The following is a 26,081-nucleotide window of genomic DNA, read 5'->3' as shown; positions in this document are numbered from 1 at the left end:
CGCTACCACGGGTAGGTCTCCGGCTTGTTCACAGTGCAGACCAGAGTGTCGCGACGCGCGGCAGTGGTACCGGACTCCGGGCGAAGCGGAGTCGCGGAGTGCAGAAATCGTGCGTCCTCGAAAACCAGCAATTGCCCCGGCTGCAGGTTGACGCTGACGACGCGGCGGCGCTCGGTGGTGTACAGGACCGTCTCGCCGCCGAGCGCGTTTTTGTCTATCACATAGACGAAGACGTATTGATCACCATCTTGATGGGGGCCGGATACCACATTGGTGCTGGTGCGAAACAGATTTACCGAGAAAGTGCCGCGCCTGTACCGCCGGTCGGGTGGGACGAGTTCGAGCATGCCCCGAACAACCGCACCGAAATTCGAGTCGTCCAGTACACGAACTCGCTCGTATACTCGTCGCTGTAGGTGGGGATGCACGCCGATCAGGTCAGCCGGCGTAACAATCGAGATATCGTCGTGCTCCGCCAACTTCAGTGCGGATTCGTCGTGGGTCCACTCATAGCGGACAACATCTCTGGCGCGCAGCCGGTCCGGCGGGTAGGCGTCGTGGCTTTCCGGCTTCAGAACACCCTCGTGAAAGTACCGATGGGCGATGCGGCGACGAACGGCGGAATCAATGCCGAGCAGGGCCTCGTCCACAATCGAATATCCATCTCGGTGGAGGTCGTTGTGTACGCCCTCCAAACCCCGGAGTATCTGAGCCGGGTCGTCCCGCGTCCATGGAGTTGATCCGAGGGGATCGTCCGTGGTGGATACCAGCCCGCCATCAGGTTCGGCGCAGTCGGCCCGCGGCCGTTCGGCACCTGGACGAGACCACGGAGTCGGAGGTATGGCCGGGTCCGTGTGACTATCCGGATCGGGTCGGTTGCCGGGGAGTTCGGGACGAGCACCCTCGTCGGAACGGCCGCCGCGGTCGTCACCTTGTGACAAGGGCGCGTCGGAGACCAGAATCTTGACAGCGAAGAACGGGCCATCGAGCAGAGAGAGGCCCAGATCGTCTGCATCACCGGTGACTTCTGCGACCGTGGCGGGCGAGGGATACTCGGCCAGCGGTCCGTCGAACTGCTCCAGCAGATCCGCGACACGCTCCCGATCCGCCGGGCTGATGTCCGCATACAGTCCTTGGGCCCGGTTACGCAGAGCTCCTAGGGTGATGTCCAAGTCGTCCTCGGCGTCGAAGTTCCATTGGTAACCCGCCACCGCGGCTGCGTGTGCGTGGGAACCGGTGGTGTCGAGATAGACCAAGGCTACGTCGCGACTATGCCGGTAGTAGCGCTCGAAATCGGCGCCGAGCCGTGCGTCAGGCTCGATCCGACCCGCCTCCGGCAGCAAGAAGCTGCAGTCCTGAACAATGATGCGCCCCTGCTGGTCTCGTTCTATTACATGGGAGAAGTTCCCGCCATTTCGGCCGTCCTGGTCGAACACGTCTCCGTGCAGTTGGATGTTGTGAACAACTCCTTCGAAGCGGCGGACACGGGTACTCGCGTCCCGCACGACGTTCCACGTCGTCCCGTATTCGGCGGTGACCTCGACACGGAATCGTCCGTATTGCCGTGGCCCTCCGAATGCTTTGCTCAGCAGGGCATTGTCGGGCTCGCGGACGTCGAGGAGGGCACGTGGCGGCGGCGCGGACTCGAGATCTGCCGGACCGATCGGCCGTGGGGGCGGTGTCGCTGTCGACGCGGCGGAGACTCCGGTGCGCAACGAATCGCTAGGCGGGGCGAGGTCTGTCGGGCCGCTCGCCCGATCAGCGAGCCCGCGGTGGTGGAGCACTCCGTCCCATGGGGCCGCGAACATCAGGTTTTTTCCGAGTCTCGGACAATCTCCCGTCAGCTCGAGAAGTTCCCGGGGTGTGGGGTTGTCGCGCGCGGGATCGTCGAACCGGCTCAAAATCTCGGAGACCAATCGACGATCGGCGGGGCTGACCGAGGGGACACTGCGGAAAACCCGGGCCGCTCCCTCATAGAGACTGTCGATTGTTCTCTCGAGACTACCGGGTCGTTCGGTCTGCCACTGGACGCCCAGCCTCGCAGCAATCAGTGCGCCGGCTGGGGGGTTGACCTGGAATTCGGTTCGGTACGCCCAGCGGGCGTAGTAGTCGTTCTCGAACCTTACCCAGAACATGGCGTACAGATCGTCATGGTGATACTGAGGACGTACCACGGTCCGGCCGTCGGGGTCGAGTTCTATTGTCAGGAAGTCGTCGACGAACATGCTGTCATTCACGCTGAATCTGCAGTGTATTTCGATGCCGTCGGCTACGCGCCGTTCCGCGGTCCGAGGATCGAAGGCCGGACGTTCAGGCGTGAGGTAACGGGCCCTGGTCACCAGGAGCTGAAACCGGCCGTATCGCCCGTTCATCGGCGCGAGTTGCTCGAGCAGACGCTCGTCATCGCGCACTTCCGCAAAGAGCAAATCTGGCAGGGCAGGCAGGCGCGACAAGTCCGCCGGCGCGGAATCCACCGCCGATGTCGACACCGCGGATTCCGGAGCGGCGACGGGCTGGTCGGGCCGGGCAGCGGCTTCCACCTCCGGGGATATCCGAGGTGCGGTCTCGGCCCTCGCTACGGTCCAGGCCACAGGATCTTCGCCAGTGCCGAGCATCTTCTTGACCAGGTGCGGGCTGGATGCACCGAGGAGACGCTCCCCGATGCGGCGGTCACTACGGCCCTGCAGGTCGGCGACTTCGGCGGGCGTGGGCCCGATTACCGGCTGATTGTAGGAGGCCGGCTCGAACCGGTTCATGAAGGATTCCACCATCGCCCGGTCCGCATCCGTCGCCGCCGAGGCCAAACTCGAGGCGGCCTCGCCCAACTCCTCCATCGACCAGAGGGGATGCCTGCGTTCGGCGGACCATTCGTACCCGCGACGCGCGAGCAGAACAGCAATCTCACCCCGGGGACGCACCCGTATCCGGTGAATTCCATGGGCGGCGGCGTACTCTTCGTGTGCGTCAATGAAGGCGTCTACGAATATCTTTGTACGCGGTGTTCGTTCCAAGCCCGACGTGCTCAGGTCCATGGCCAGTCGAAAGTGGTTGTCGAGACCGATCGTGCATCCGACCTTCCCCATCCGCCTGCCGCGGTGGTCGACGACAGAAGCCTCATAGCGCAGGCCATCGACGTGCCAGACCGCCCCGGTCCGCGGGTCGACACGCGGATGAGCGGGCTCCAGGAGCACCGCGTTCTCGAGTTCGAGCCGATATCCGGCGAATCGCACTCGCTCCAATCCCGACAGCAGTCGAATCAGCGAGTCGGCTTCGGTGCTCGACAGCAATTCGAGTAAGCCCGGGACAAGCGACAACATATTGGCCGACGCATCGGATTCCGCTTCGAGTTCGTGGGCTTCCGTACGGCGCCCGAGATCTTCGGGACACTCCGACACGTCCACGATCTGGTCGAAGCTCACCTCACCCTGTCCGTACTCCCGCAGCCACAGCTCGACGAACTCCGGTGACAGCTTCGTTCGTCCCGACTCGCGGTGGTTGATCATGTTCGGCGACATGCCCGCGCGGCGGGCGGCTTCCCGGACCTGCACCCCCGCGTCCTCGCGCAGGAATCGGAGGTATTCGCGGGTGCGCCGATACCCTTCGGGATATCGGGGCCTGCCGGGTGTCAGGGCACACAGGTACGCCTCCACCTCGGTCCGATCGGGCTGCCGACGACCCGCTTCGATATCGCCGACGATGTCCGGCGCGAGTCCCAGCCGGGCGGCCATATGCCGCAACGGCAGCCCCACCCGCTTCCGAAGTGTCTCGAGGCAGGCGCCGATGTCCGCGGTGTCATCGATGGGGCCGGTCCCGGCGGCCAGCGCTCGCACATGGGCAGTCCACCCCGCCGTGACGGGCGGCAGCCGACTCACCGATTCCCGGTTGGTGACAGTCACCTCCAGCACGCCGAGGCGCTGAGCGAACCTGGTCGGGGTGAGACCGGCTGCCTCTCGGAAGAAGCGCAGGCTCGCACCGACTCCCGGCGGCACACTCACGAGTGCGGGGAAGAAGTGTTGTGCCAGCGGCGCGTACAGCCGTTGAACCGCCGGCACGTGCCGCATCAGGGCACGCAATTCGTCGGTGGTGAGTTGCCGCGCCCCGCTTTCGATATCGCTCCAGGTCCCCGGGGGCGCCCCGATGATCGTATCCATCTGCTCGGGCAAGAGTGAGAGACCTTCGCGAACGGCGCGCAACCAGTCCCGGGCGTGGTCGTAGGCGTGGGGATGCGGAATTCGCCGCCACCCGGAGGTATCCGGGGCGTCGTCGGGCTGGTGACCGACGGCCTCGGAGGACACGGCGGATGGCCACGGCGTGGCCTTCGTCCCCGAACCCGGCTCCGTCCGCTGCCTGGTCCACGGCGTCGTCCGTTCGTCCGAGGCGGCGGGCGCATCGGACCGGTGCGGGATTTCCGTGGACGGCGGGTCCTCGGGCATGACGATCGAGCGGGGAGCGTCGCGAGCATCGTCGGGGCCGTCCGAGGGCCTGCTGCCGATGAGACCGTCCGGGCCCGAGGTGTCTGGTGCGGCCCGTGGGCGAACCGCTCGACCCACGGTGTCCAGCACCGAATCGAGCCACTCGTCCAGATCTGCCTCGAATGAGTCGATCTCGGCGGTCCGGTCGATGATCGCCTCGACGGCACCGACCATGAGGAAGAGGTGGTGACACTGCTCGGCATGCTCACGCGCCGCGAGGTCCTCGGGCCGCGACGCGTCCAGATGTGAAATTAACTTGACGACGACAGTCCGCGCCGAATCTGTCGGCAACGCGTCCGCGGGAGCTTCGAGCGACTGACGCTCCGATTCCGGGGTATCCGCGTCCAGCATCGCTCCGAGCTGACGCCAATCCCGATTCAGCCTGCGCTGCAATTCTTCTCGCAACTCCGGAATACTGCGCCACCGGCTCAGGTCCATCTCGATGGACGCGGCGAGGTCTCGCAGTTTGGAATAGCTCGACGCACGCTTCACTTCGGCCGTGCGCCGACTGTCTATCGACGCCCTGACGTCGCGTACGTGCGCGCGCAGCGCGTCGTGCGCACGTCGCCAGGAGGCTACGTCGTCGAACGCCTCCACCAGGTGCCGCAGGCTGAGGTAGCGTCCGGTTTGGTTCGATCCCTGCGCCGACTCGTTCTCCGTCCAATCGTCGCCGGGCAGAGCGGCTTCGCAGACGTCGGCCGCCGCGCGGATCGTCGCCACGTCAGAAGAGAGTTTGTCGCGTACTATTCTGCGGTCCAGCGGATATTCCCGCAGGTGTTCCCCTATCCGGCGGAGGATCATCTGCTGGCCCAGGGTCGTCCGGAGCCCCGCCTCGTCGAGCGCCGCGATCACCGTGTCGATCCGACCGAGTCGCCAACGCGCACGGGAGATTTCGCCGATGGGCCGGACAGTGGCGTCGAGCCGTTCGGAGTATTCGCCGGACTCGATGTCGTCAGGTTGCGCCGACGGCTCGGGCCGCTTCGTGAACTCCGCACGCATGACGGACAGGCACTCGCCGATCCGCGCAGATTCGGGGGTCGATTCGGACAGCCGCCACGCGGGCTCGCTTTGCGCGGCGGGCACACCGGCCAGCACCCGACTCACCAGGTCGAGCGTCGCGTCGAGGTAGGTGTTCAGCAGAAGGCTCGTGCTGTCGCGCTCGACCGCCGCGTTCGCTCGCGCGGCCGACCGGCGCAGTTCCTCGATATCGGCCGGTACGGACATCTCGTTGTCGGGGTCCTGGTGGGCCGTGACGAGGTAGCGCAGCCGAGCATGCAGCAACGCCATTCCGTGCCAGGAATCCAGCGACGACAGGCGGTAAGGCCGAGCCGCCGCGAGGAGTTCGCTGTCCGACGGTGTGGACGGTGCCGACTCACTCTCCGCTACGGCCGTTCCCAGCGAGAAGAGATCGCGCGCATACTCCTCCAGATGTTGCCGGGCCACGGCCAGCCGATCCGTCCTCACGAGCGCCGAGTCGAGCAGCCTGGCGAGTTCGCCGAGGGGCCGGAACTCGGCGGCCGCTCGCATCAGGCCCTGTACCTGGCCCAGCAGCGCGGACAGTTCCGCCGTGCGGCGTATCAGATCCGCTTCCACCTCCTCGATGGTGCTGGCCCAAGTGTCCAGACGCTGGATGTCGTCCACCAGTCTCGCGACAGGCATGTATCGCTCGAATTCCAGCCCGGCGGAGATGATTTCCGGTGTCGCCACCCCGTGCGCGCGCCACTCGGTCAGTACGTGCCGGATCCATTCGTCGTCCACCACCGTGCCGCGCTCGATCTCGAGCATGACGACCAGGTCGCCGCGCAACTCCTGATACCTGGCGAACCACGTCTCCCAGGTGGGCGAGGCGGTCCGCAGCAGTTTCACGGGATCGACACCGTGCGGCGCGAGCAGCGCCGACAGTGCCCGCAGCAGTTCCCCGCGGCGCTCGGCGAGGTGGTAGGCGACCGCCAGCCGTGCGTCCGGATCGGCTGCCGTGCGACGCTGGCTCGACGGCGACGATGGCTCCCGATCATCGTGCGGCCTGCTGCCGATCAAGCCGTCCGGCTCGGCAGTGGGGTCGGAGTGGGATGCGGTATCCGCCGGGCGCACCGAGTCGCCGGGGGTGCCTGTCAGATCCTTCACGAGCACGCGGGCCTTCTCGGGATCAGGCACTCGAACCCGGCTCCCGTCCGCCCTTTCCACGACGTCGTAGCACTGCACGGATCCCTGGCCCCAATCGACATACCCCAATCGCTCGTACAAGCGCGCCGCGGCGGTGTTGCTGAGAAGGACGGCCAGGGCGACCCGGTCACGACCCGCTTCCACGCGGGCATACCGTTCCATGTGCGCGATCAACTCGCCGTCGATATGGCGGCCCCGGAAACCTTCGGCCACTCTCATGTGGTTGATCAGCGCGACGCCGGGAAGACCGGACCGAATCTCCGGTTCTTCGGCATCCTCGAGCCAGAGATACCCGTGCGCTACCGGTCTGCCGTCACGGCGCGCCACGAACAGGACACCATCCCCCCGGGCCTGGCGTTGCAGGCGGTCCTCGAGAATCCAAGAGTGTCCGAATTGCTCGGCCAGGGGCCCGATATCCGCGGCCGTCGCCGCTTCGATCGTGAGGGCCGAGGCGACCTCATCCGATACTCGTTCGAATTTGCCGGCCAGTTCACCGATCTCGCCTTGTTGCCGATCCAGGAGGTCGGCGTAGCGGCCCCGTTCGGCATCGGTGGGGTGTGCGAGCCTGCCGTTACCGGGACGGCGGCGGGGTACCCGGGCAAGGGTGTCGCCGCGTCCTGCGGTGATGTGCGCGGAGTGGCGCAGCGCTTCGGTGGGCTGTCCGGTCGCCGGGTCGTAGCGCAGATAGCCCACATGCACTGCCAGGACGCCGGTGAACTCCGCCGAGTCCGGGAACTCGGCGCCGAGCCGTTCGCCGCCGAATACCTCGGAGGCAGGGTCGAGGCCGAGGCCGAGGCCGCGATGGTAACGGCTTCCGACGCCAGGCTCGTCCGCGCCGAACGTGGTGACCACGTCGCGCCACGACGCGAGGACGAAGACGTTGTGTGCGCCGATGCCGAAGTCCGCGGCGTGGACGAGCGGGCCCGCCCCCGGCGACCCCGAGAGGATGACCGAGCCGATCAGACCGGCGAGCCTGCCCGCGCGGCCCGCGTAGGACGTGGCGACCGAACCGTAGCTGTATCCGTAGAGCCGGTTGACAAGCCGGTCGGACGTGGCGGTTCCGGCGCGGCTCCGGGAGGCGTGGAAGGCGGCGATGTCACACAGCAACCGGTCCCCGCCGATCTGGGCGCGGCGCCGGAAGGCGGCCTTCACATAGCCGGTGTACAGGGATCCGGCAGGCGCGTCGTATCCGATCCAGACGATCGAGGCGAGCTCGAGCGACGGATCGACCTTCCGTGTCTCCGAGTACAGGTTGCGCAGCGGCTTGAATTGGTAGGCGAGCGAGGAGGAGGTCGTACCCGTCCCGGGCACATGCCAGTTCACCGTGTGCGCGGTGTCGACGTTGCCGAGCGCGGCGACGGCCTTGCCCTTGCCGCGAAACGCCGTCGAGTCATAGGACAGCAGGTGCACCGGCGGGCTGCCCGGCATCTCGGCAGCCTGCCGGTCCATCTCTCGCAGATGGTTTCGAGTATGAACCAGGTTGCCGAGCCGGCGTCTGTCGGCGGCGGTGAGCCCGGTCCGGGCCCACTCGAGTATTTCGGTGCCGGACGGCTTCCGGGCGAGGAAATCGTCCAGGTCACGCTGGATCGACAGGCGGTTGGCATGGTCGCGGAGCACGGCGGGCAAGCCGTCGGCATTACCGATCTGGTGCGGATAGACCTGGATGAGCGCCCGTTGCGCGCTGCTCAGCCCGCCGGGTTGATCAGGATCGCGCAGCGAGTCCCACCAGTCGCCGTTCTCGGTCGCACGGCGTTGCGCGAATTCAGCTCGCAGGCGATTCCCCCAGCGCCGCAACTCGTCCGCGTTGCGGAAGCCGCCCGCGCGCAGTGCCGTATCGGCCGTCCGCCGCTGTTCATCGTCGAAACCATGGTCCACAGGCAGCGACTGCCGGTGGCGTGCCGGGTCGACATCGGCTTCCGACCGAACCTGCCGGTCCATCCATTCCACGACCGCATCCAGGCATTCGTTCACCGTATATGTCTGGGCAGCCGCATAATTCGTGTGCCGCACGGCGGTGAGGAGTTCGTTGTTCTCCTCGACTGTAGGCGTTTCCGCGCGGGTCGCGATCGACGTGGCGAGCAGCCGCACGATTTCGACCGCGCGCAAGCCGCGCACTGAGTCCTCGGGTTCCACTGTGGCCGGTGACGCCGCCGATCCGAACCGGTTGATCAGAATCCGGCGTTCGGCGGGGCCGAGTTCGTCCAGGGCGTCCCGCAGGTCGGCCGGACCCGCCTCGGCCAGTGCGGTGGCCAGCACGGCCTGCGATCGGTTGTATTCGGCCGCCAGGGCATGCACCGCTCGGCGAGCGGCGAGCAACGTCAAGTTGCGAAACACCGACCCGTCCACCCCGCCGCTCACGAATCGAAGCGCTCGCCGTGCATCCGAAACCGGTCCCCGCACAACGCGTTCCAGCTGCTCTGCGCTCGCCTCCTCGATCAGTTGCCGTGGGTCGGGCTGATCGGCGCCGACCAGGGCGGCATACATGGCGGCCCGGAAACGGTCGAGCTCCGATGCCGTGGACGGATCGACGAGCGGGTCCGCCGTCACCAGCTGTGCTCGCTTGTTCCGGATCTTCCGGCGGATACCGGCCAGGCTCGCCCGCACATCATGCTCGGAGATACCGAGAGCCGTCGCGATATCGTTGTGCGTCGCGCCATTTCGCGCCTGAGCCAATATCGCGGTTTCGGTGAATGAGAGCGACAGGCCGTCGGTAGGGGCGTCGTCGCACGGAGTATCCGACGGCCTGCTGCCGATGTGTCCTTCGAGTTCGGTCGCAGGGCGCAGATCGGAGACCACGGCGAGGTCTTCCCCTGATACGTGTCGGGCGAATGCGTCGACCGTCTCGGCGGTGTCCGGGTGCCATTCGACAGTGTCGGATTCGGCTACCCATCGGACCATTCGCTGGTGCAGTTCGGCGAATACGCGGGCAACCTGAGCGGGTTCGGCGCCCGGGGCGGGATCGCGATAGCCGACGATGGTGCGGTCGCCCTCTCGATTGGCGACGACCTCGATATGTCCGGGTTCGCGGCGAAGGGGGGCGAGAGTCAGCGGCACTCGTATCTCGTCGGGGCGCAGCCTTATGCCGTCGCGAACGGGTTTCACCCAGAAATGCCCGGAATAACCGGAGAATACCGCGTCGACGCTGCGGTGGAAGCCATCCGCGTTCGCTCCGAACAAACTCGACAGCGGCGCCGGGTCGCCGCGCCACAAACTGCCTTGGCTTTCGCTGTCGAACTCGGTGTCGTCGAGGTGAAGTCCGCCGCGAGACAGGGCGTCGCGCAATTGCGCGGTACCCATGGGATCGAAAATCTCTTTGTGCCGATAAGGACGTACTTGCCCGTCCGGGCGCCCGTTGTCGTCGGTGGCCAGTGTTCCCCAGCCCGACAGTTCGTCACCCATGGCCGCCATCAGCCGGAGGAGCGATTCGTGGTCGTTCCCGGCTATCATTCGGCCCCACGGATCCATCAAGAAGGAAACGCCGCCCTGTTCGGTGCGTAGCGGTTCCAGCGCCGGGCCGCTCGACTCTACGAGGCTTCCGCCGTGTACACCGATGGCTCGAGCTCGGACGGTGGAGGATCGTTCCTCGTCGTCGTCGCGTAGGTCTTCGGACGTGATGCGGCGCGTCGAGTAGGACGGTCGGAGTTGCCGCTGTGTGTCGTCGCCGTACCGGGCGAGGCTCCCGAGGTCATCCGACATCCGCTGCATCATCTGCGGCAGCGAGGGGTTCTCCACCAGGCCGTGCCGGACAGCGGAGCGCATCGCGGAGGCGGCCGCGCCGCCGGCGCCCGCCATCGCCTGATGGATGTCCATGCGCAGCTGGAGCAGTGACAGGCCCGCGGTCACGGCGGGAGTTGCGGACCCGAGGCGGTCGACCGCCGCCGCCATCGCGTGGTCCAGATCGCGGAGCCGTGCGGTCGCCTGTTCGGTATCACGGGTGCAGGTGAGGAAATACAGCGCCGCCCGGTAGGCATCGGGTATATATCGCCCCGCCACCTCGCCGAACGCGCGGTCCGAGGCGGTGCGGGCCGCGGCGAACTCGGCCGACCGCGACGGTAGCTCGCGCAGCGCTCGCATCAGTTCGGGATCCCAGTCGCCGTCCCGACCCCGGACCAAGTGGTCGTCGGCGAGTCTCGCCCAGTTCGCACCGTCCACGATCCGTGCGGCGCCGAGTTCGGCAGCCGCGACTGCGCGCTCCGGGAATCGGTTCAGTATCTCGAGATCGTCCTCCGGCACCGTTCGCGTCCCGGCGCCGCAGAGCGCTCCGATGATCTCGAACACACGGTCGGCGGCATCCGCCACGGCGATCGCCGACCCCGGCCCGCCGTCGGCGATCCGGCGCCACTGCTCGGCGACCAGTGCGGTCTGTGTCCGAGCCGCACCGACAACCGTCTCGACCGCCGGTGGTCGCCCTTGCCGCACAGCGGCGATATGGCCCGTCGTATCAGCGTGCGTTTCGGTGAGATATGTGTGCAAGTCGTGCGCCGTCAGGCGAGTCGCCCAGTGCGCCAACTCTTCTCGCGAGGCGCGGAAGGGATCCGGCCGGGTGGCCTCGGACCGCGTCGACGCGTCTTCGGTCGCACGTTGTCCGCCTGCGGGGTCGGAGGCGAACTCCGACGGGCGGCTGCCGGTACGGACGGGTTCGAGTGGCCGGGAGGTGTTCGACCCACCGGGCGGGCCGGTATCGGTTGCGGGGGACCACTCGGGGATTCGGAAGTAGTCGGCCAACCCGTCCGGGATCGCTTCGTTGACGCTGTTTTCCAGTGCCGCGTCCACAGGTACCGGCTCGTCCAGGGTCTCGGCAGGAGGCATGTCTCGGACGGATCGCTCCGGGACGAGATCGCCCGCCGCGTCGAAATCGATTGTCCAGAAGGCCTGTTGGGATTTCAGTCTGCCGAGGTATTTCTGCTGTTCGCGCTGCCACTTGTCGAATTCGACGGCCTTGTTCAGCAGCGTGCGGGAGTCGGCCAGGTCTGCCGGACCGAAGTCGTCGTCGGACCGGCCGTCGCGGGAAGCGGCGAGGTCCACCACGACAAGTTTCGGATCGTCAACGCGGTCGCTGTCGTTGACCAGGACCACGAGGTGGTTGTCGGCGTCGCTGCTGCCGTGCTGCTCTGTCTGCTTCCACTTGTAGACCAGTACTTGGATGCCACCCGGACGTTGCTTCAACGATTCGACGGCCTTGTCCAAGGAGCCGAATTTGTCGCCTGTCCTGCGGCCGAACGAGTCTTCGAGCTGGTCCCCGTCTTGGCCCGCCAGCAGGTTGTTGGTCGCGAATCGGAAGCGGTCCTTCTTCTTCGGGCACAGCATCCGCATGGCGGTGACGGCGTTGTTGACACAGTTGTTGGGACTGCGCCGATGAATCTCGGTGACCAGCTCGAGCAGGGCCGCGGTGGCCAGATAATACGAGGCCATAGCATCGATATCCACAGTGGAATCGCGCGGATCATGCGTGGCGGAATGGCCGGTCGCGTCGATCGCGGTGGAGTCGCGGGAATCGATGCCGGACAGGTGCAGGGCGACCGACTCGCCGACAATGTCGCGGACCGTGGCGGGAGTGATATCCGAGGGTGCCTTGCCGATCGCGGCAGCGAGTTCATGCTGCGCGTCGGCCAGCGCGGCGCCGACGTCGCGCATCCCCTCCGCGCCCTCGATCCGGGCTGGATCCCAGTCCAGCAGCTCCGCGAGCACTTTGCGGCGCGTGACGAGCTGGTCGATCGCCTGCTCGTCGGTGAACAGCGCGTACTGGACGGCGGCCGCGGGCGACGACGCCTCGACCTGCTGCCACAGCGCCTCCACCGCGGCGGGCGAGAGCCGCGCTCGATGCAACACATCGCGCAGCGCATCATCGGTGCCGGTTACAGCCACGGTCCGGTCGTCGGTCGTGCCCGGGTCTGCGCTGCTACCGAGATCGTGCACCCCTGCGACCGCGGCGGCTAGGGCCGGTGCGGGAACTCCGAGCAGGGCGGCGAGCCGCCTCGACCGGTCCACCGGTCGATCCGACTGACCGTCTTCACTCTGCTCCGGATACCACAGTTGCGTGCTTCCCGGGGGCGCCTCGGGGCCGATGATCGGTGCATACGTGCGGATGAAGTCGGCGGTGGCGTGGTAATGCGCGCGCGCCTGCAGCCCCGACACCCCGTCCTCCCCCCTTACGAGCGAGACGAGCTTACGACTGGTATCGACTACCTTGTCGTGCGTGGCGGAGGTGGGGTCGTCTCGGTGAGCTGCGACGGCATCCTGGTACCGGACCACGGCCTCGCGGACCCCACGCAGGTGCATGGCCTTGCGGATCAGTTCGTCCTGCGGCGACATCAACGCTTGTGCGGTACCGGGTTTGCCGTTGCGGGCGGTGCGGTTCTTGGCCTGGTCGTAGATGTAGGACTGTTCGGGTACCTCGGTCATCCACACATGCATGCCGCCCTTGGCCAGCACCGCATCCGACACCGAGATGTCCACACCGCGCTGCCCCTGGCGGTTGATTACCAGGATCTTGCCCTGTTCACCTGCGGCGTCGAATACCTGCTGCAGCTTGGTTTCCCAGTCCGCACCCCACTTCGCGATCCGGTCGGCGTCGACCGGCTCGATCGCGTCGCGCGGTATCCCCGCCCGCAACAGCGCCTGCACTTGCTTGTCGACCAGATCGTTACGGTGACACAGGATTTCCTGAAACCGGCCCTGCCCGCCGTCCCACATCTCGTGCGCGTACCCGGCCAGCGCGGTCAACTTCGCCCGAGTGTTCTCGTGCACATCGGCCTGGCCCTCCACCAGACGCGACGGATTGAACGGATCGACCGCGTGCGGCGCCTCCATCCCGTACACGATCTTCAACACGTCGCCGAGATCGGTCAGCGTGCCCGAGGCGCCGGTAATGTGATCGAAAAACCGGTCGGTACCGTAGATCTCGGCCGCCGTGATCGACTCGACCGAGTCGGCATCGGCTCGCACCACGATCCCGTGCTGCTCGGCGCTCACCCCCTTCGCCTCGGCGGCGCGGATCTCCTTGGCCTCCACCGCCTGCGCCAGACTCGCCTTCCCCGGCTCGGCGCTCCACCGTGACTCGCTCGAGTTCCAGGCGTGTTGCGACTCCCGGTCCGATTTGCCATCGTCGCCACCGAAACGGGTCTTCAGATTACGTTGCAGACCATGCTCGTTCTGGTCGATAATGACGATCTTGCCCTGGTCCATCACATAATGGGTCTTGTTGCGCGTGGTGAACTCCGCGGCGGCGGCCATGTCGAGCCGCGACGACCCCATCCACGTGAGCCACTGCTCGCCACCCGGTAGCGCCTCGACCTTGGCGCGTCCAGCCGGTGTCAGTGCCGCCTGACCGTCGTACCAGAACTCCGTCCCCACCTCGAACGAGCCGTCGGGCAACTGTACATCGACTTCTTCGGAGAGCTGCTTCAGGCCGAAATCCTCATGTGACAGTTGACCTTTCGCGAGCGCGTCGGCGAGGAAATCATGGGCGGCGAACACCTCCCGCGCGGTTGCCTCCGGCGCCTCGGCAGCCGACAACCCGGAACGGATGAACCTTTTCTCCCCGCGGTCGACGATCGCGTCCATCTCATCGATCACCGCCCGGCGCGGCGGCGAATGCCCGGCGTTACACAGATGCCCAACCGTCTCGCCGGTCGCCAAAACGATCGCCGGACGACCCGGTGTCACCGCACCGAATCCGGCGTTCTGGTCGGCGCGCAACACATCGACGCCGTAGCGGCTGAGCACCCGCTTGTACTCGACGAACTCCCGGTGCGCCAACCCGTCCGCCGTCGTCACCAGCAGCACCGAACCCCCGCCCGGCTCGCGGAGCGAACGGACCGCCTGATGCAGCGAATACGACATGAACATCAAGGTCTTGCCCTGGCTCGGCAGCATCTGCACCGGCCGCCGGGCCATCTCGAAACCACCCTCCAACTGCGGCCCCCGCAGCACCATCCCCCCAGGCGCCCCGTCCATCGTCCCCCGCCGAATGATCTCCATCCCCGCGATCAACGATTCCCGCTCGTCGGGATGAAATAGCCCGGCCTGCAACGCCTCATCCGAAAGATTCGACAGCTTCAGGCCGTCGGGAACCGAATCCGCGGACCGCGCATGGAAATCCGCCAGCACCTCCTCCGCCCGACCACGAGACCCCAGCCCCGCGCCCTCCGACTCTGATTCCCCCGCGGCCCGCACCGCCTCGGCTCCGGACGCGCCGCTCTCCGCCGTCGAGTCGTGCGCTTCACCCTCCGCCCGCGGCCCGGTCTCCGCACCGTCTTCCGCTGTGGCACCGGGATATTCGTCAACCGCTCGATTGGCGGATGTGCCGTTCTCCGCCGCGGCGCTTGGGTTCTCACCTTCCGGCCCGTGCGCGGAGAGCGTGCCGTCTTCCGCGGTGGCGCCCGGCCTCCCGTTGCCCGACCGGTCGGTGGTGGATGTACCGGCTTCTGTTGCGGCGACCTGGTTTTCGCCGCCCGGATGATTCGCGTCCCTCGTCCCTCGTCCCGCGGCGGCGTCGGCGGCCGGATGGGGCTCTGTCGTGGGAGCGTGCTCGTCGCTGGCGCGCCCAGCCGCAGAGCCTTCCCCATGGACCGGGCTACGCCCGGCGGTGTCGGCGGTGTGATCGGGCGAGGGTTTTTCGGAAGTGTCCGGAATCTTCGGGGGCGCGGCGCTTTCCGGACTGGCCGTCACTCGCGGCGGGCCGGAGGCGGGATCGTTGCCCGGCGTACGTTGCCCGGTGGCGGGGGCCGCAGCGGTCACGCCTGCCTTCGGCTGCGCGCTCTCGCCCCCGGCCGAGGCGGGCGAAGATACCTCGCGCGGGGCGACGGCGGTCGCGGTGGCGTGCCGCGGCGTCATGGCATGGCCCGCGGGAGTCGGCTCCGACGGCGTCGGAGCGGGCCGCCCCGCCCCGGCCGTCGAGCCGTCGGCAAACTTCTTGTCCGGGGCGGTGTTCCAGGCTTTTCGGGCGGTCTCCCAGGCCTGTTCGGACTCCGCGGAGATCTTTACCGGCGGCCTGGCGGGGGGAAGGTCGGGCCGGGTGAACATCTCGCTCCCGTCGACCACGGGCCGCGTTCCGAAACCGGACTTGGCATGGATACCGGGCTGCGCTTGCACGGTCCCGGCGAATCCACCGTTGAGCATCGACGCCAGTACCTGATCGAAGTGTTCGGGCCACCCCGTGATCATCGCCGCCGCACCCAGACCCGACACCGCACCCGCGGTCCCCTGCACCAACCCCATCAACACCCGACTGGTCTGCACCCGCGGCAAAAACCTCGGCACCAACCGCCCCGCCACCACACCACCCACCGCACCCCCCGCACCCGCCACACCCCCCGCCACCACAGACCTCACATCAATACCCCGCGGATTCTCACCACCAACCCCAACCACACTCAACTCACGATTACCCTCCACCACCTGCAAACCCTGCACACCACCATCGACCACCACCGGCACCACCGCCGACCTCCCCACCACCCCAACCAACCGCAACGGCCCCATCCCCGTCAGCTTCACCACCGTATCCGCCGCACCCCGCGCAAAAGCCTGCTTCAAACCCGCCCGCATCACCTCCACCTCCACACGACCCTTCACCAACATCGACTCGACCACCGGAGCCGCCGCCACCTGCCCCGCCGGACCAGCAGCCGACGCAACCACCAACGCCTTCGCGATCTGCCCCACCAACTGAATACCGAACGCGAACATCACACACAGCGTCTTCTCCGCCTCATTGGCCGCCCCATCCGCCTGATCGGCCAACACCAACGCCTCATCACGCAACCGCACCGCCCCACCACGATGCGAACCCAACATCTCCCGCACCCGATCACCGAGCACACCCACCGAATCCTGCTGCGCCAGCAGCCTTCCCGCATCCTCCGCATGACCATCCGTCGCCGCCGCCCACTCCCGCAACTGCGCAGCCATCCACCGCATCCTGGAAAAATCCGCCCGCGGCAAATCCCCACCGAACACCACCAACTCGACCACATCCCGCACACCCGGCAACACATCCCCCAGAGACTCGAAAGCCTCCCGCAACCACACCACCGGATTCAACAACGACTCCTCCACAGCCGCCGCCTACCTCGCCAACACAGCCGCGTCGACCAACGCGGTATACAACACTCTCGCCTGCGGACTCGCCCCGCCACCACGCAACACCACCTCAGCGAACGCAGCACTCAGCGCTCGGCACGGGTCGAACCCGGTCCCACCAGTGTCGGCGCCGGACCACTCCGCCCGCCAACGCCGGTACCCACGCAGCAGTTCGGCCAGCGTCGTATATCGCCCCGCCGCCATCCGCATGTACTGGGTGATCAGGGTGTGTTGGGCCGTCCGGCGGGCGACGTCACCCCCGACGCCGTTCAGCGCCAGGCCGAGTTCGCCTACCGTTGCCGCGTAGACGGCCGGCTCGTCGGCATCGGCGCCGGTCTCCGGTGTTCCGGCGCTGTCGCTCGATTCGCGGGCGACCCGCTGGTCGAGGGTGATCGACCGTACCGTGGCGAAGTCGCCCGGTTCGCTACGCCAGCGCACACCCTCGGCGACGTCGTCCAGTTCCGCCACCGCGACGATATCGAGTTCGATCGCCGGATAGTCGGTGAGCACTCGATCGATGGCCGCCGCGAACTGCCGCACCGGGGACTCCTGCAGCCCCGGCAGGTCGAACCCGACGACCGTGACGCCGTGCCGGTCGGACAGCGATCGTGCCAGCCAGACAAACAGCGGCGAGACGCCGGATCTGCTGGCCGATCGTTCGGCATCGGCAGGTCGATCCCGTTTGCCCTCGCCCTCTTTCGGGGAACGTGGCGGGGCCCCGGATTGCGGACTCGACGGATTCTGGTCGGCGGACGCGGGCCCGCGGGGCGTTTTCGGTGGTGGCCCGGTCCAAGGGGTTTCCCGTTTCACATCGACGCCGGCACCGCGTGCGGGTGTCGCCGCACGCCCGGCCGCGCCCGCCTTGCTCGGTGCGGCGGCGCCGGAAGATGTGGCCCGCCCGGTGGCGGGCGGCGACACACCCACGGGCGGCGAGGCACCCGTGGAAGGAGGCCGACGGCTCGGATCCCCGGTAGAGTTCGCGCCGCCCTGCCGATCGGGTGGTTGCCTCGAAGGCTCCTGTGACTGTGGACCATTCGGCGCCGGTGGACCGGTCTGCGAAGACGATCGGCCGGGCGCACCCGGTTGCGCGCCCGACATCGACTGTGGGGTGGTCGCGCCGCCCGGGACAGCCGGGGCGGCCGGGGGCGACTGCGCGGCAGATGTATCGGCTGCTGGTGCGGAACCCATTGGGGCAGAAGCGTTCTCCTGCGCCGGCGCCGAAGCGGGCGAGAACGGCGAGGTCGGCTGCGTCCCCGTCCCGCTGTTCTGCGGGGCCGACGGCTCGTCGGCCGCCCGGCCGATGTGGCTCGCGCCGCCGATATCCTGCGCCTCGAAGTCGCCTGCGGCGTTCGCGACCTGCCGCGCCGTGTCTCGCAGGCTTTCCTCCATAGCCCGCAGATTGGCCAGCAACTGATGGGCGTGCGGCTCGAAATTCGCGGCGAACGCCGTGCCCAAATCGTCATCGCCCCAACAACCCTCGGCAGCGGCCAGGCAGTCCCGCAGCCCGGCATGGGTCCGGCCGACCCGGTCGCCCAGTTCGGCCATCCGCGCGCTGTCGTGTCGCAGAGTGTCGGGATCCACCCGAATCTCGTCGCTCACGCCGGCTCCTCCGGCGCGACGAGGCCGCCCCGGCGGAGCCGGAACCGTCGCTCGAACTCGACCGCGAACTCCGCCCACGGCACCGACGACGTAGACCGTTCCACCACACCGTCATCGGCGACGTAGAAAACCGCACGATCCAGCGCTATCTCTCCGGCGGCCGCCGGTGAGCGCACCACCCAGCCCACGGCGAGCCGTTCGGCGCGCAGGCTCGACAGCGAGTACCCCGTGGTGTCGTACCCCTGCCGGATAATGTGCTGCCGGACGCGCGTGACCGCATCGGTCTCGGTGATGCCGTCCGGCTCGCTCGCGACCAACCCCGCGACGGAAAACTGGAACAGGGCGCCGTCGATATCCATTCGGTCGTCGTGGCCGAAGACGCGCGTGAGGGCCGTCCGGGTCACCGCGGCGGCCTGTGCGGCGAGCACCAGCTCCTTCGCGGCCCGCGCGACCGCGCCCTCGCGCTCGGCCACCAGCTTGCCGACAACGCCGACCACGGTGCCGACCGTCCACACGGCCGGTATGGCCGTCGCGTTTTCCGATATGGGGCCGCCCTCGCCCTGATACCACCGCCCCGCCTCCCACCAGTAGCAGAACGACAGTAAACCGGTGAGCGCGCGGGGGTTGAGCACCGGGTCCGTCACCCATTCCGGAGCGCCCGCATAGAACTTCGGGGCCGCCGCGCCGGCGTTGTAGACGGCATCCAGAACCGATGCGTTCCAGACCCCGCCCGACAACACCGCACGGTCGCCGGGCAGCTGGGTCAGCGTCGAACCGCTGTGGCCCGCACTCTCGAACACCCCCGTCGACGCCCCCACCCGCGGACCTCGCCGCGACCCGACCGCCACGAAAGCCGCCGCCAGTACCGCCCATCGAGCCCACAGCGCCGAGAGAACTGGCAACTCGTCGTCGACCGGCGTCGCCCGCACGTCGGCGCTCCGGTCCGCGCGGCACTCCGCGGCGGCCTGCCGCGGCGGTCTCGACGGCACAGCGGCGCGCCCGATGTACGCGGCCAGCCACACCGGGAGCCGTTCGCGGGGATGGCTTTCGAGATCGGCGCGGTAGGCCTCGGGATCGAACAGCTGCTCGCCGGGGAAGGGAGCCATCCCGTCGTCCCGGACAGCCTCCACACCGTCGGCCGCCACCCGCACCAGCAGTCGCCACCACGGGCCGTCGCCGGACCGGGCCGACAGCACACGATGCCTGCGCACCGCATCCCACACCCCGTCGGACACCCTGCACCGGACCGACCGCGTGCCGTCGTCGGCCAGCACCGACGCCGACTCACAGACGACCGTCATCGCGAACGACGCCTCGAGTCGCTGCCACCCCTCCGGCGCGAGTTCGGCCAGCCCGTCCACGATCTGCGTGACCAGTTCGGCGGAATCGGCGTCACTGCCTCCGGACACTCCACCCTCCGGGATAAGCGCGGTCGTTGGCCCTCAACATGACGTTTGCGCCGTTCCCGATGCGATGCAAAGAGGTATTGACAACGATTGGATCCGTTCGGTGGAGGGCGCTGCGCCAATGCCGTCCGATTATCGGGGCTCGGCGGGGCTGCGTGTAACGCGTGAATAGCTAGTCTTTGCCAGGAACAACAAGACCGGCAATACGACCGATACGGACCTCTTTGTCGGATCGCGGCCCCTTCGTTACCGGCCGGACCAGCACAATGACCGACTTCACCGAACGTCTCCTACCATGCGGAGGCCGACCCCACCGACAACCGATCCCGCCGCAGCGCGGTGACCGGCGGCGCGGTGACCGGCAGCGCGGCAATCGTCTACAGCGGGCGCGGCCGCGCGTCAAGGTGTCGGCGGCGCGTACACGAATATCCCGTCCTTGCATGCGATTGCCGGTTCGGCGGCCACGCCGATTTCCCGGGCCCGCCGGTAGGCGCGGCGTGGCCATAGCGGCAGCCGCATGGCTTCGATCCACGCGGTCGCGGACAAGAGCATCGCCATGACGGCAATCGCCGTGTTCGGGGTGAGGAACCCGTCTTCCTCCACGTTCTCGACAAGGCGAGAGATCTCGATATAGCCCCCGAGGACGGCTGCGGCGAGAGCGGTCCACCGTTGTCGCATCCACAACGCGATACCGAAAATGAACAGCAGCCACGGCGCCAGGCCCACAAAGGCGAGGACGACCGCCCAGGTCCACTGTTTGAGCATCACCTGCCGCACCGCACCGATGGGATGCGGGGGCAGCGGCCGGAATGCCGACTCCGGGAGCGGTCGCCCGGCGGCCGCGGGCACATAGGTCTCCTGGTACCACCTGCGCCGCCGAGCGCGGCCATCCTCTTGTTTGAGCATCCAGCAGAACCCCGTGCTACACAGCGCGAACAAGACGATCCAGATGACATAAGCCCCGTCGAGCGGGTCATCGACGCCCTCCCAGACACCCAGGGGAAAACCGATCGCCAACAGGGCCACGAACGAGAGCGCGAACAGTGGAATCGGCACGAGCGCCAAGCCATCCGACGCGGTGAGCACCCACACGAGAATCAAGCCACCCACGAGCACCAGCCCGAAGTTCGGGGCGAACCGCAACGACACCGCCGTGAACACGGCCAGTGTCGCGCCGATGAGAATCCGCAGTGCCACCAACGCACCCGGCGGCATCCGGTCGAGCAATGCCTGTATGACCTGCGACAGCGAACCAACCCCCACCCGTGAAACATAGCGTACGACAACAACTTCGGCAGGCATTGCGACTACACGACCGCGCCGGAACTTGTTGCGCACTGTTGCGTCGCGAGCGTGCGCGCGGGAGTCGCAGGTGTTCGACGCCGGTATCGCCGTACGCGGCGGCCGCGAGGACGCCGATGTCGAAGTAGCGGCCACTCCGGTTGTATTCAACGCAACCGAATCGGGCATCGCTGGCTAAGGTGAAGGCCATGGATCCCGCGAAGATCGTGGTCATCGGCGGTGGTTTCGCCGGTGTCGAGTGCGCTCGCTACCTCGAGCGGCACCTGCGGCCGGAGGAGGCGTTCGTCCAGCTCGTCACGCCGGACGCCGGGCTGCTCTACCTGCCGCTGCTGCCGCAGGTCGCCTCGGGTGTGCTCAATCCGCGGTCGATCTCGGTGTCGCTGCGGCGGGTGCTGCGGCGCACCGAGGTGGTGCCCGGGATGGCGGTGGGGGTGGATCCGAAGACCCGACAGGTCGTGGTGCGCCGGTCGGCGGGCACGGAATGCGCCCTGGACTACGACCATCTCGTGCTGGTCCCCGGCAGCATCACCCGCGTGCTCGACGTGCCGGGCCTGCACGACCACGGATTCGGCATGAAGACCCTCGCCGAGGCCATGTACCTGCGCGACCACGTGCTGCAGCAGCTGGATGTGGCGGCCATGCGCGGCGAGGAGGACCTGGACCGCGAGCGGCTCAATTTCGTCACCATCGGCGCCGGATACGCGGGCACCGAGACCACCGCGGTGCTCAACAAGGTCACCCGGGCGGCCGCGCGCCGCTTCTTCCCGGAGGCCGAATCCCGCATGGTGCGTTGGCATCTCGTGACCCGGGGCGACCGGATCATGCCCGAACTCGGGGAACGACTGGGCGAGCGGGCCAAACAGAATCTCGCCGACCGCGGCATCGAATTGGTATGCGGCGCTTCGGCGAAGGAGGTCACCGCGCACGGTGTCACGCTCACCGACGGCCGGTTCATCCCGTCCCGCACGGTGGTGTGGACCGCCGGCGTCGCGCCCAGCCCGCTGGCGGGACATCTGGGCGCCGCCACCGCGAAGGGCCGCATCGTCGCCGCCGCCGACCTCACCGTGCCCGGCCTCTCCGGCGTGTGGGCCTGCGGCGACGCGACCGCGGTGCCCGACCTGACCGCCGCCGACGGCGCCGTGTGCGCGCCCACCGCCCAGCACGCCATGCGGCAGGGCCGCCATCTCGGCAAGAACCTGGTGACGGAGCTGCGCGGCGGGCGGCGGACGCCGTACCGGCACACCGATCTGGGCATGGTCGTGGACCTTGGCGGCATGGATGCCGTGGCGCGCCCGTTGAAGATCCCGTTGCGCGGCATCCCGGCGCAATTCGTGACCCGCGGCTACCACCTGATGGCACTGCGGACCCTGGTCGCGCGCGCCCGCGTGGCCTTCGACTGGGCCGTCCACGGCGTGACCGGCGACGACTTCCTGCGCATCGGCTACGGCGACCACGACACCCACACCATCGGCGGCTTCGAGCAGACCGACTGCTACCTGCCCGCCGAGGATGTCCCGCTGGCCCTGAAGGCACTCTGCCACACGGACTGACGGTGCGGGCGGGTCAATCCGTGTCGGGGAGTACCGCGAGGTCGAGCCCGCGTAGCCGGATGGGGTCGGCGACGACCTCGTAGGCGGTGATGCGGCCGTCGGCGACGGTGACGCGCAGGGCCAGCAGGAGGCGCCCGCGCGGGGCGACGACGATGCCGACGGCACCGTCGACGAGGGCGAGGGCGGCCACACCGGAGCGGCGGCGCAGGAGGACGGTTTCCTCGGCCACGGCCGCGGCGCCGCGCACGACGGTGGCCATACCCGCGGGCAGCGCGGCGGGGTCGGCGGTGCGCACCACGTCGGGCGCCAGAATCTTCAGCAGTCCGTGCAGGTCGCCGTCGCGGGCGGCGCCGAGGAAGGCGTCGACGACGGCCCGCTGGACGGCGAGTTCCGCGGCCGGGAGGGCGTCGGCAGCGCGGACCCGCAGGCGCGCGCGACTGGCGAGCTTCTTGGTGGCGGCGGCGCCGCGACCGAGGACCGAGGCGATGTCGACGAACGCGATTCCGAACAGGTCGTGCAGGACGAAGGCGACGCGCTCGTCCGGGTTCAGCGTGTCCAGGACCACCAGCAACGCCCGACCGACCGAGTCGATCAGGACCGCCTCGTGTTCGGGGTCGCTGTCGTAGGCGGCGTCACCGATCTCACCGACCCGGTCGGTCGGGTCCTCGCGGCGCGCGGTCCGGGTCCGCAGCATGTCGAGGCAGATCCGGGACACCACCGTGGTGAGCCAGGCGGCGAGGTTGTCGATATCTCGGGAACCATTGCGGGCCAGGCGAATCCAGGTCTCCTGCACCGCGTCCTCGGCGTCGTCGACGTCGCCCAGGAGCCGGTGGGCGACCGCCCGGAGATGGTCGCGATGCGCCTCGAAGTCCCGCGCCAAGATTTCCTGCTGGTGCACGCGTCACCTTTCTCCGCCTGGGTCCGTCGAAGTGGTGACGGAAGCAATCACCCGGGTACCGACGGCGCGCCGCCCATCGTAGGCGGCGCGGCGGCGGACGACTCGGGAGGAATCGAGGAGTGTCATGTTCGCGCTGTACGCCACCTGCACGCTGGTGACCGCCACGGCCGCCGGAGTCGGCTGCTGGATGAACTATGTCCGTCACCCGATCCCGGTCGCGGCGGCCGAGGTGGTCCGGGTGCCACAGTCCTGGATGCTCGCGCTGGGCACCCTGATGGGCGCCGGGGCGCTCGGACTGGTCGCCGGGTTCGCCGTCCCGGGGCTCGGTATCGCGGCGGCGACCGGGCTGGTGCTGTACTTCATCGGGGCCGTCATCGCGCACCTGCGCGTCGGCGACTTCGCCCTGGGCCGTGTCTCGGTATTCCTGGCATTGACGGTGATCACCCTGGCCGTCACGCTCGCCTATCGGCTCGGCTGAAAGTGCGGCCGGGCGAATCACCCGCGCTCGGCCAGGCGTTCGTTCAACCTGGTCTGGATCCAGTCGCGGATTCGGTCCGACATCTCCAGGACGGTTTCCGCGTCGTCGGCGGCGTCGGGGCCGAGATGGGCGGTGGGGATGGGTTCGCCGAATTCGATGGTGAGGCGGGAGCGTCTCGGGATCAGGCCGAGCGGGCCGAGCCAGGGCAGGGTCGGCGTGATCGGAAAGTAGGGCAGGCCGAGGAATTTCGCCAGCGGGCGGGCCTGCGACAGCATCGGGTAGAGCTCCTCGGCGCCGAAGACCGCGGCCGGGATCAGCGGGGCGCCGGAGCGCAGCGCCGCCTTCACGAAGCCGCCGCGCCCGAATCGCTGCAGCCGGTAGCGCTGCGAATACGGCTTGCCCAGGCCCTTGTAGCCCTCCGGGCACACCACCACGACCTCGTCGGCCTCCAGCAGGCGCGACGCGTCGTCGTGACAGGCCGGTACGCAACCCATCCGGTGCAGCAGGTCGCCGATGTAGGGCACGGCGGCGACCAGGTCACCGCCCAGCACCCGCGCCGTCCTGCGGGCCGGGTGCAGCAGCCCGACGGCATAGCCGAGGCCGACCATGTCGAGGGGGAACGTGCCGGAGTGGTTCGCCACGATCATGGCGCGGCCCGCGTCCGGAATATGGACCATGCCGACCGTCTCCAGACCGAGGTAGTCCTTGAACAACGGTTTCAGGAACCACTTCTCGCACGAATCCCGGAACTCGCGATCGAATCCGTACTCGTCGATGTCGTATTCCCTGCGGAGTTGTCCGGCGAGCGTGCCGGAATACCGGCCGACCCGCCGCACCACTTCGGCCGCACCCGGCAGTCCGGCCCGTTTCGTGGCGGTATCCGCCACCCGGCCCGCGGTCGCCATTCGGCCGGCCGTCGGCAGCACCGCGCGCACGCCCGGCAGCCCGGCGAATCTCGCCGCGGTATCCGCCATCCGGCCCGCCTGCTCCAGGGCCTCGGTCGCGCTCGGCAGACCCATCCGCACCGCCACCGTATCGACGGCACGGCGGGGGGCGACGCCGCCGCCGAGCAGGTCCAGCAGCACCGCCGCGGCGGGATCGCAGGCGGGCGGATTCGAGCGGATGTGGTCGTCCACCGCCGCCGGTGTCCCGTAGACCGGGGTGAAACCCAGCACCCGGCGCGCCCGCGCGGTATCGAGACAGCGCCCGAAGCGCAGCAGCGCGACATCCTCGGCCGTCACCGCGCCCACACCGGCCAGATCGGCGATCCGCGGCAGCAGGCCGTGCGGGACGGCGACCGGCAGCCGACCTTGGCGCAGCGCAACCTGTTTCAGCGTCACCACGCCCGGGCCGGCGATATTGAAGACACCGTCCGCGGCCCCGGTCGACGCCCGGGCGACGGCGGCAGCCGCATCGTCGATGTGCAGCAATTGCAGGCGCGCGTCGTATCCGGCCGGTTTCAGGGGAACGGCGGCCGCAAGGAGGCGGGCCAGCACGGTCTCGGTTCCCGGGCCGATCACGGGCGCCAGCCGGAGGACCGCGACCTCGATATCGGGCCGCGAACGCCCGGCTCGCTGGGCCAGCCGCTCTATCTCGGCCACGTCCCCGCCGTTCGTGGAACCTGTTGCCGTCGGGTGCTTTTCGTCGAGGAACGACGGTGACAGCGGCCCGCAGGGGTACACCGCGGCGTCGGAGACCACGACGATCTTGCGCACCGCGGCGGCACCGCGGCACGCGGACATCAATCGCATCGCGGCCAGCACCGAACCGACACTGCGCCTTTCGGAGCCCACCGTCGGCGGCACCATGACGACCGCGCCGATGTCCTCCTCGGCGAGCAGGTCCGACCACGCCGGGTACGAGATGTCTGCGCCGACGACCTCGAGCCGCTCGTGCGCGGCCTCCCGCCGCCGTTCCCGCCGTGTGGCCGGGCCCAGTGCGCCGTCGTCGGTGTGCCGGACGCGGAGCAGCCGCCGCAGTTCGGACGACAGCGCCATGCGCTCGGCCACGGCCTCGGCCACGGGACCGCCGCCGACGAGCAGGAGCGACAGACCGCCCGCCGCACGGTCGACCGGCGCCGCGCGCGACGGCGTGTTCACAGAATCAGGTTGTGCTCCAAGGATAATGGCG

Annotated in this window: 8 protein-coding genes; 2 read left to right on the top strand and 6 right to left on the bottom strand. The window is 68.4% G+C overall.

Going from position 1 to position 26,081, the window contains the following annotated elements; translation table 11 throughout:
* Positions 1 to 2: 2 nt before the first annotated feature.
* The 4 genes from ACYVLQ_RS20300 to ACYVLQ_RS20285 all read right to left on the bottom strand — a co-directional run bounded on the left by ACYVLQ_RS20300 (position 3) and on the right by ACYVLQ_RS20285 (position 21,061).
* On the bottom strand, positions 3 to 16,547 hold the full coding sequence (locus ACYVLQ_RS20300; RefSeq protein WP_460699084.1) for a 2OG-Fe dioxygenase family protein: 16,545 nt from the start codon (positions 16,545 to 16,547) through the stop codon (positions 3 to 5).
* 156 nt (positions 16,548 to 16,703) lie between these two features.
* Positions 16,704 to 18,317, bottom strand: a complete 1,614-nt coding sequence (locus tag ACYVLQ_RS20295; RefSeq protein ID WP_460699083.1) for a WXG100 family type VII secretion target — start codon at positions 18,315 to 18,317, stop codon at positions 16,704 to 16,706.
* Positions 18,314 to 19,726 (bottom strand): hypothetical protein, encoded by a 1,413-nt coding sequence (locus ACYVLQ_RS20290; protein ID WP_460699082.1) that lies wholly within the window; start codon positions 19,724 to 19,726, stop codon positions 18,314 to 18,316. The genes ACYVLQ_RS20295 and ACYVLQ_RS20290 overlap by 4 nt, the downstream gene beginning before the upstream one ends.
* A gap of 396 nt (positions 19,727 to 20,122) precedes the next feature.
* A complete protein-coding gene (locus tag ACYVLQ_RS20285; protein WP_460699081.1) occupies positions 20,123 to 21,061 on the bottom strand; it encodes a hypothetical protein in 939 nt (312 codons plus the stop codon).
* Positions 21,062 to 21,213: 152 nt separating this feature from the next.
* On the opposite strand from ACYVLQ_RS20285, the gene ACYVLQ_RS20280 reads away from it, so the two are divergent.
* A complete protein-coding gene (locus ACYVLQ_RS20280; RefSeq protein WP_460699080.1) occupies positions 21,214 to 22,575 on the top strand; it encodes an NAD(P)/FAD-dependent oxidoreductase in 1,362 nt (453 codons plus the stop codon).
* Positions 22,576 to 22,588: 13 nt separating this feature from the next.
* On the opposite strand, the gene ACYVLQ_RS20275 is transcribed toward ACYVLQ_RS20280, so the two are convergent.
* Positions 22,589 to 23,473: a sigma-70 family RNA polymerase sigma factor gene (locus ACYVLQ_RS20275; protein WP_460699079.1), complete on the bottom strand. Its 885-nt coding sequence runs from the start codon at positions 23,471 to 23,473 to the stop codon at positions 22,589 to 22,591.
* Between the two features lie 124 nt (positions 23,474 to 23,597).
* Here ACYVLQ_RS20275 and ACYVLQ_RS20270 point away from each other — a divergent pair, with 124 nt between their 5' ends.
* The gene (locus ACYVLQ_RS20270; protein WP_460699078.1) at positions 23,598 to 23,951 is read left to right on the top strand and encodes a DoxX family protein; all 354 of its coding nucleotides are present in this window, start codon (positions 23,598 to 23,600) and stop codon (positions 23,949 to 23,951) included.
* 17 nt (positions 23,952 to 23,968) lie between these two features.
* Here ACYVLQ_RS20270 and ACYVLQ_RS20265 read toward each other — a convergent pair whose 3' ends face one another.
* Positions 23,969 to 26,050 carry a 1-acyl-sn-glycerol-3-phosphate acyltransferase gene (locus ACYVLQ_RS20265; protein ID WP_460699077.1) on the bottom strand — a complete coding sequence of 694 codons (2,082 nt, stop codon included), beginning with the start codon at positions 26,048 to 26,050 and terminating at the stop codon, positions 23,969 to 23,971.
* Between the last annotated feature and the right edge of the window lie 31 nt (positions 26,051 to 26,081).

Source organism: Nocardia thraciensis, assembly GCF_054782435.1.
Note: the sequence above shows the minus strand (reverse complement) of the source record. Positions and strands in the feature narration are given on the sequence as shown.

Bases quoted from the DNA above. Each gene is read 5' to 3' on its own strand.
- ACYVLQ_RS20300 (WP_460699084.1), bottom strand. From the start codon at position 16,547: ATGGCTGCGCAGTTGCGGGAGTGGGCGGCGGCGACGGATGGTCATGCG.
- ACYVLQ_RS20280 (WP_460699080.1), top strand. From the start codon at position 21,214: ATGGATCCCGCGAAGATCGTGGTCATCGGCGGTGGTTTCGCCGGTGTC.
- ACYVLQ_RS20270 (WP_460699078.1), top strand. From the start codon at position 23,598: ATGTTCGCGCTGTACGCCACCTGCACGCTGGTGACCGCCACGGCCGCC.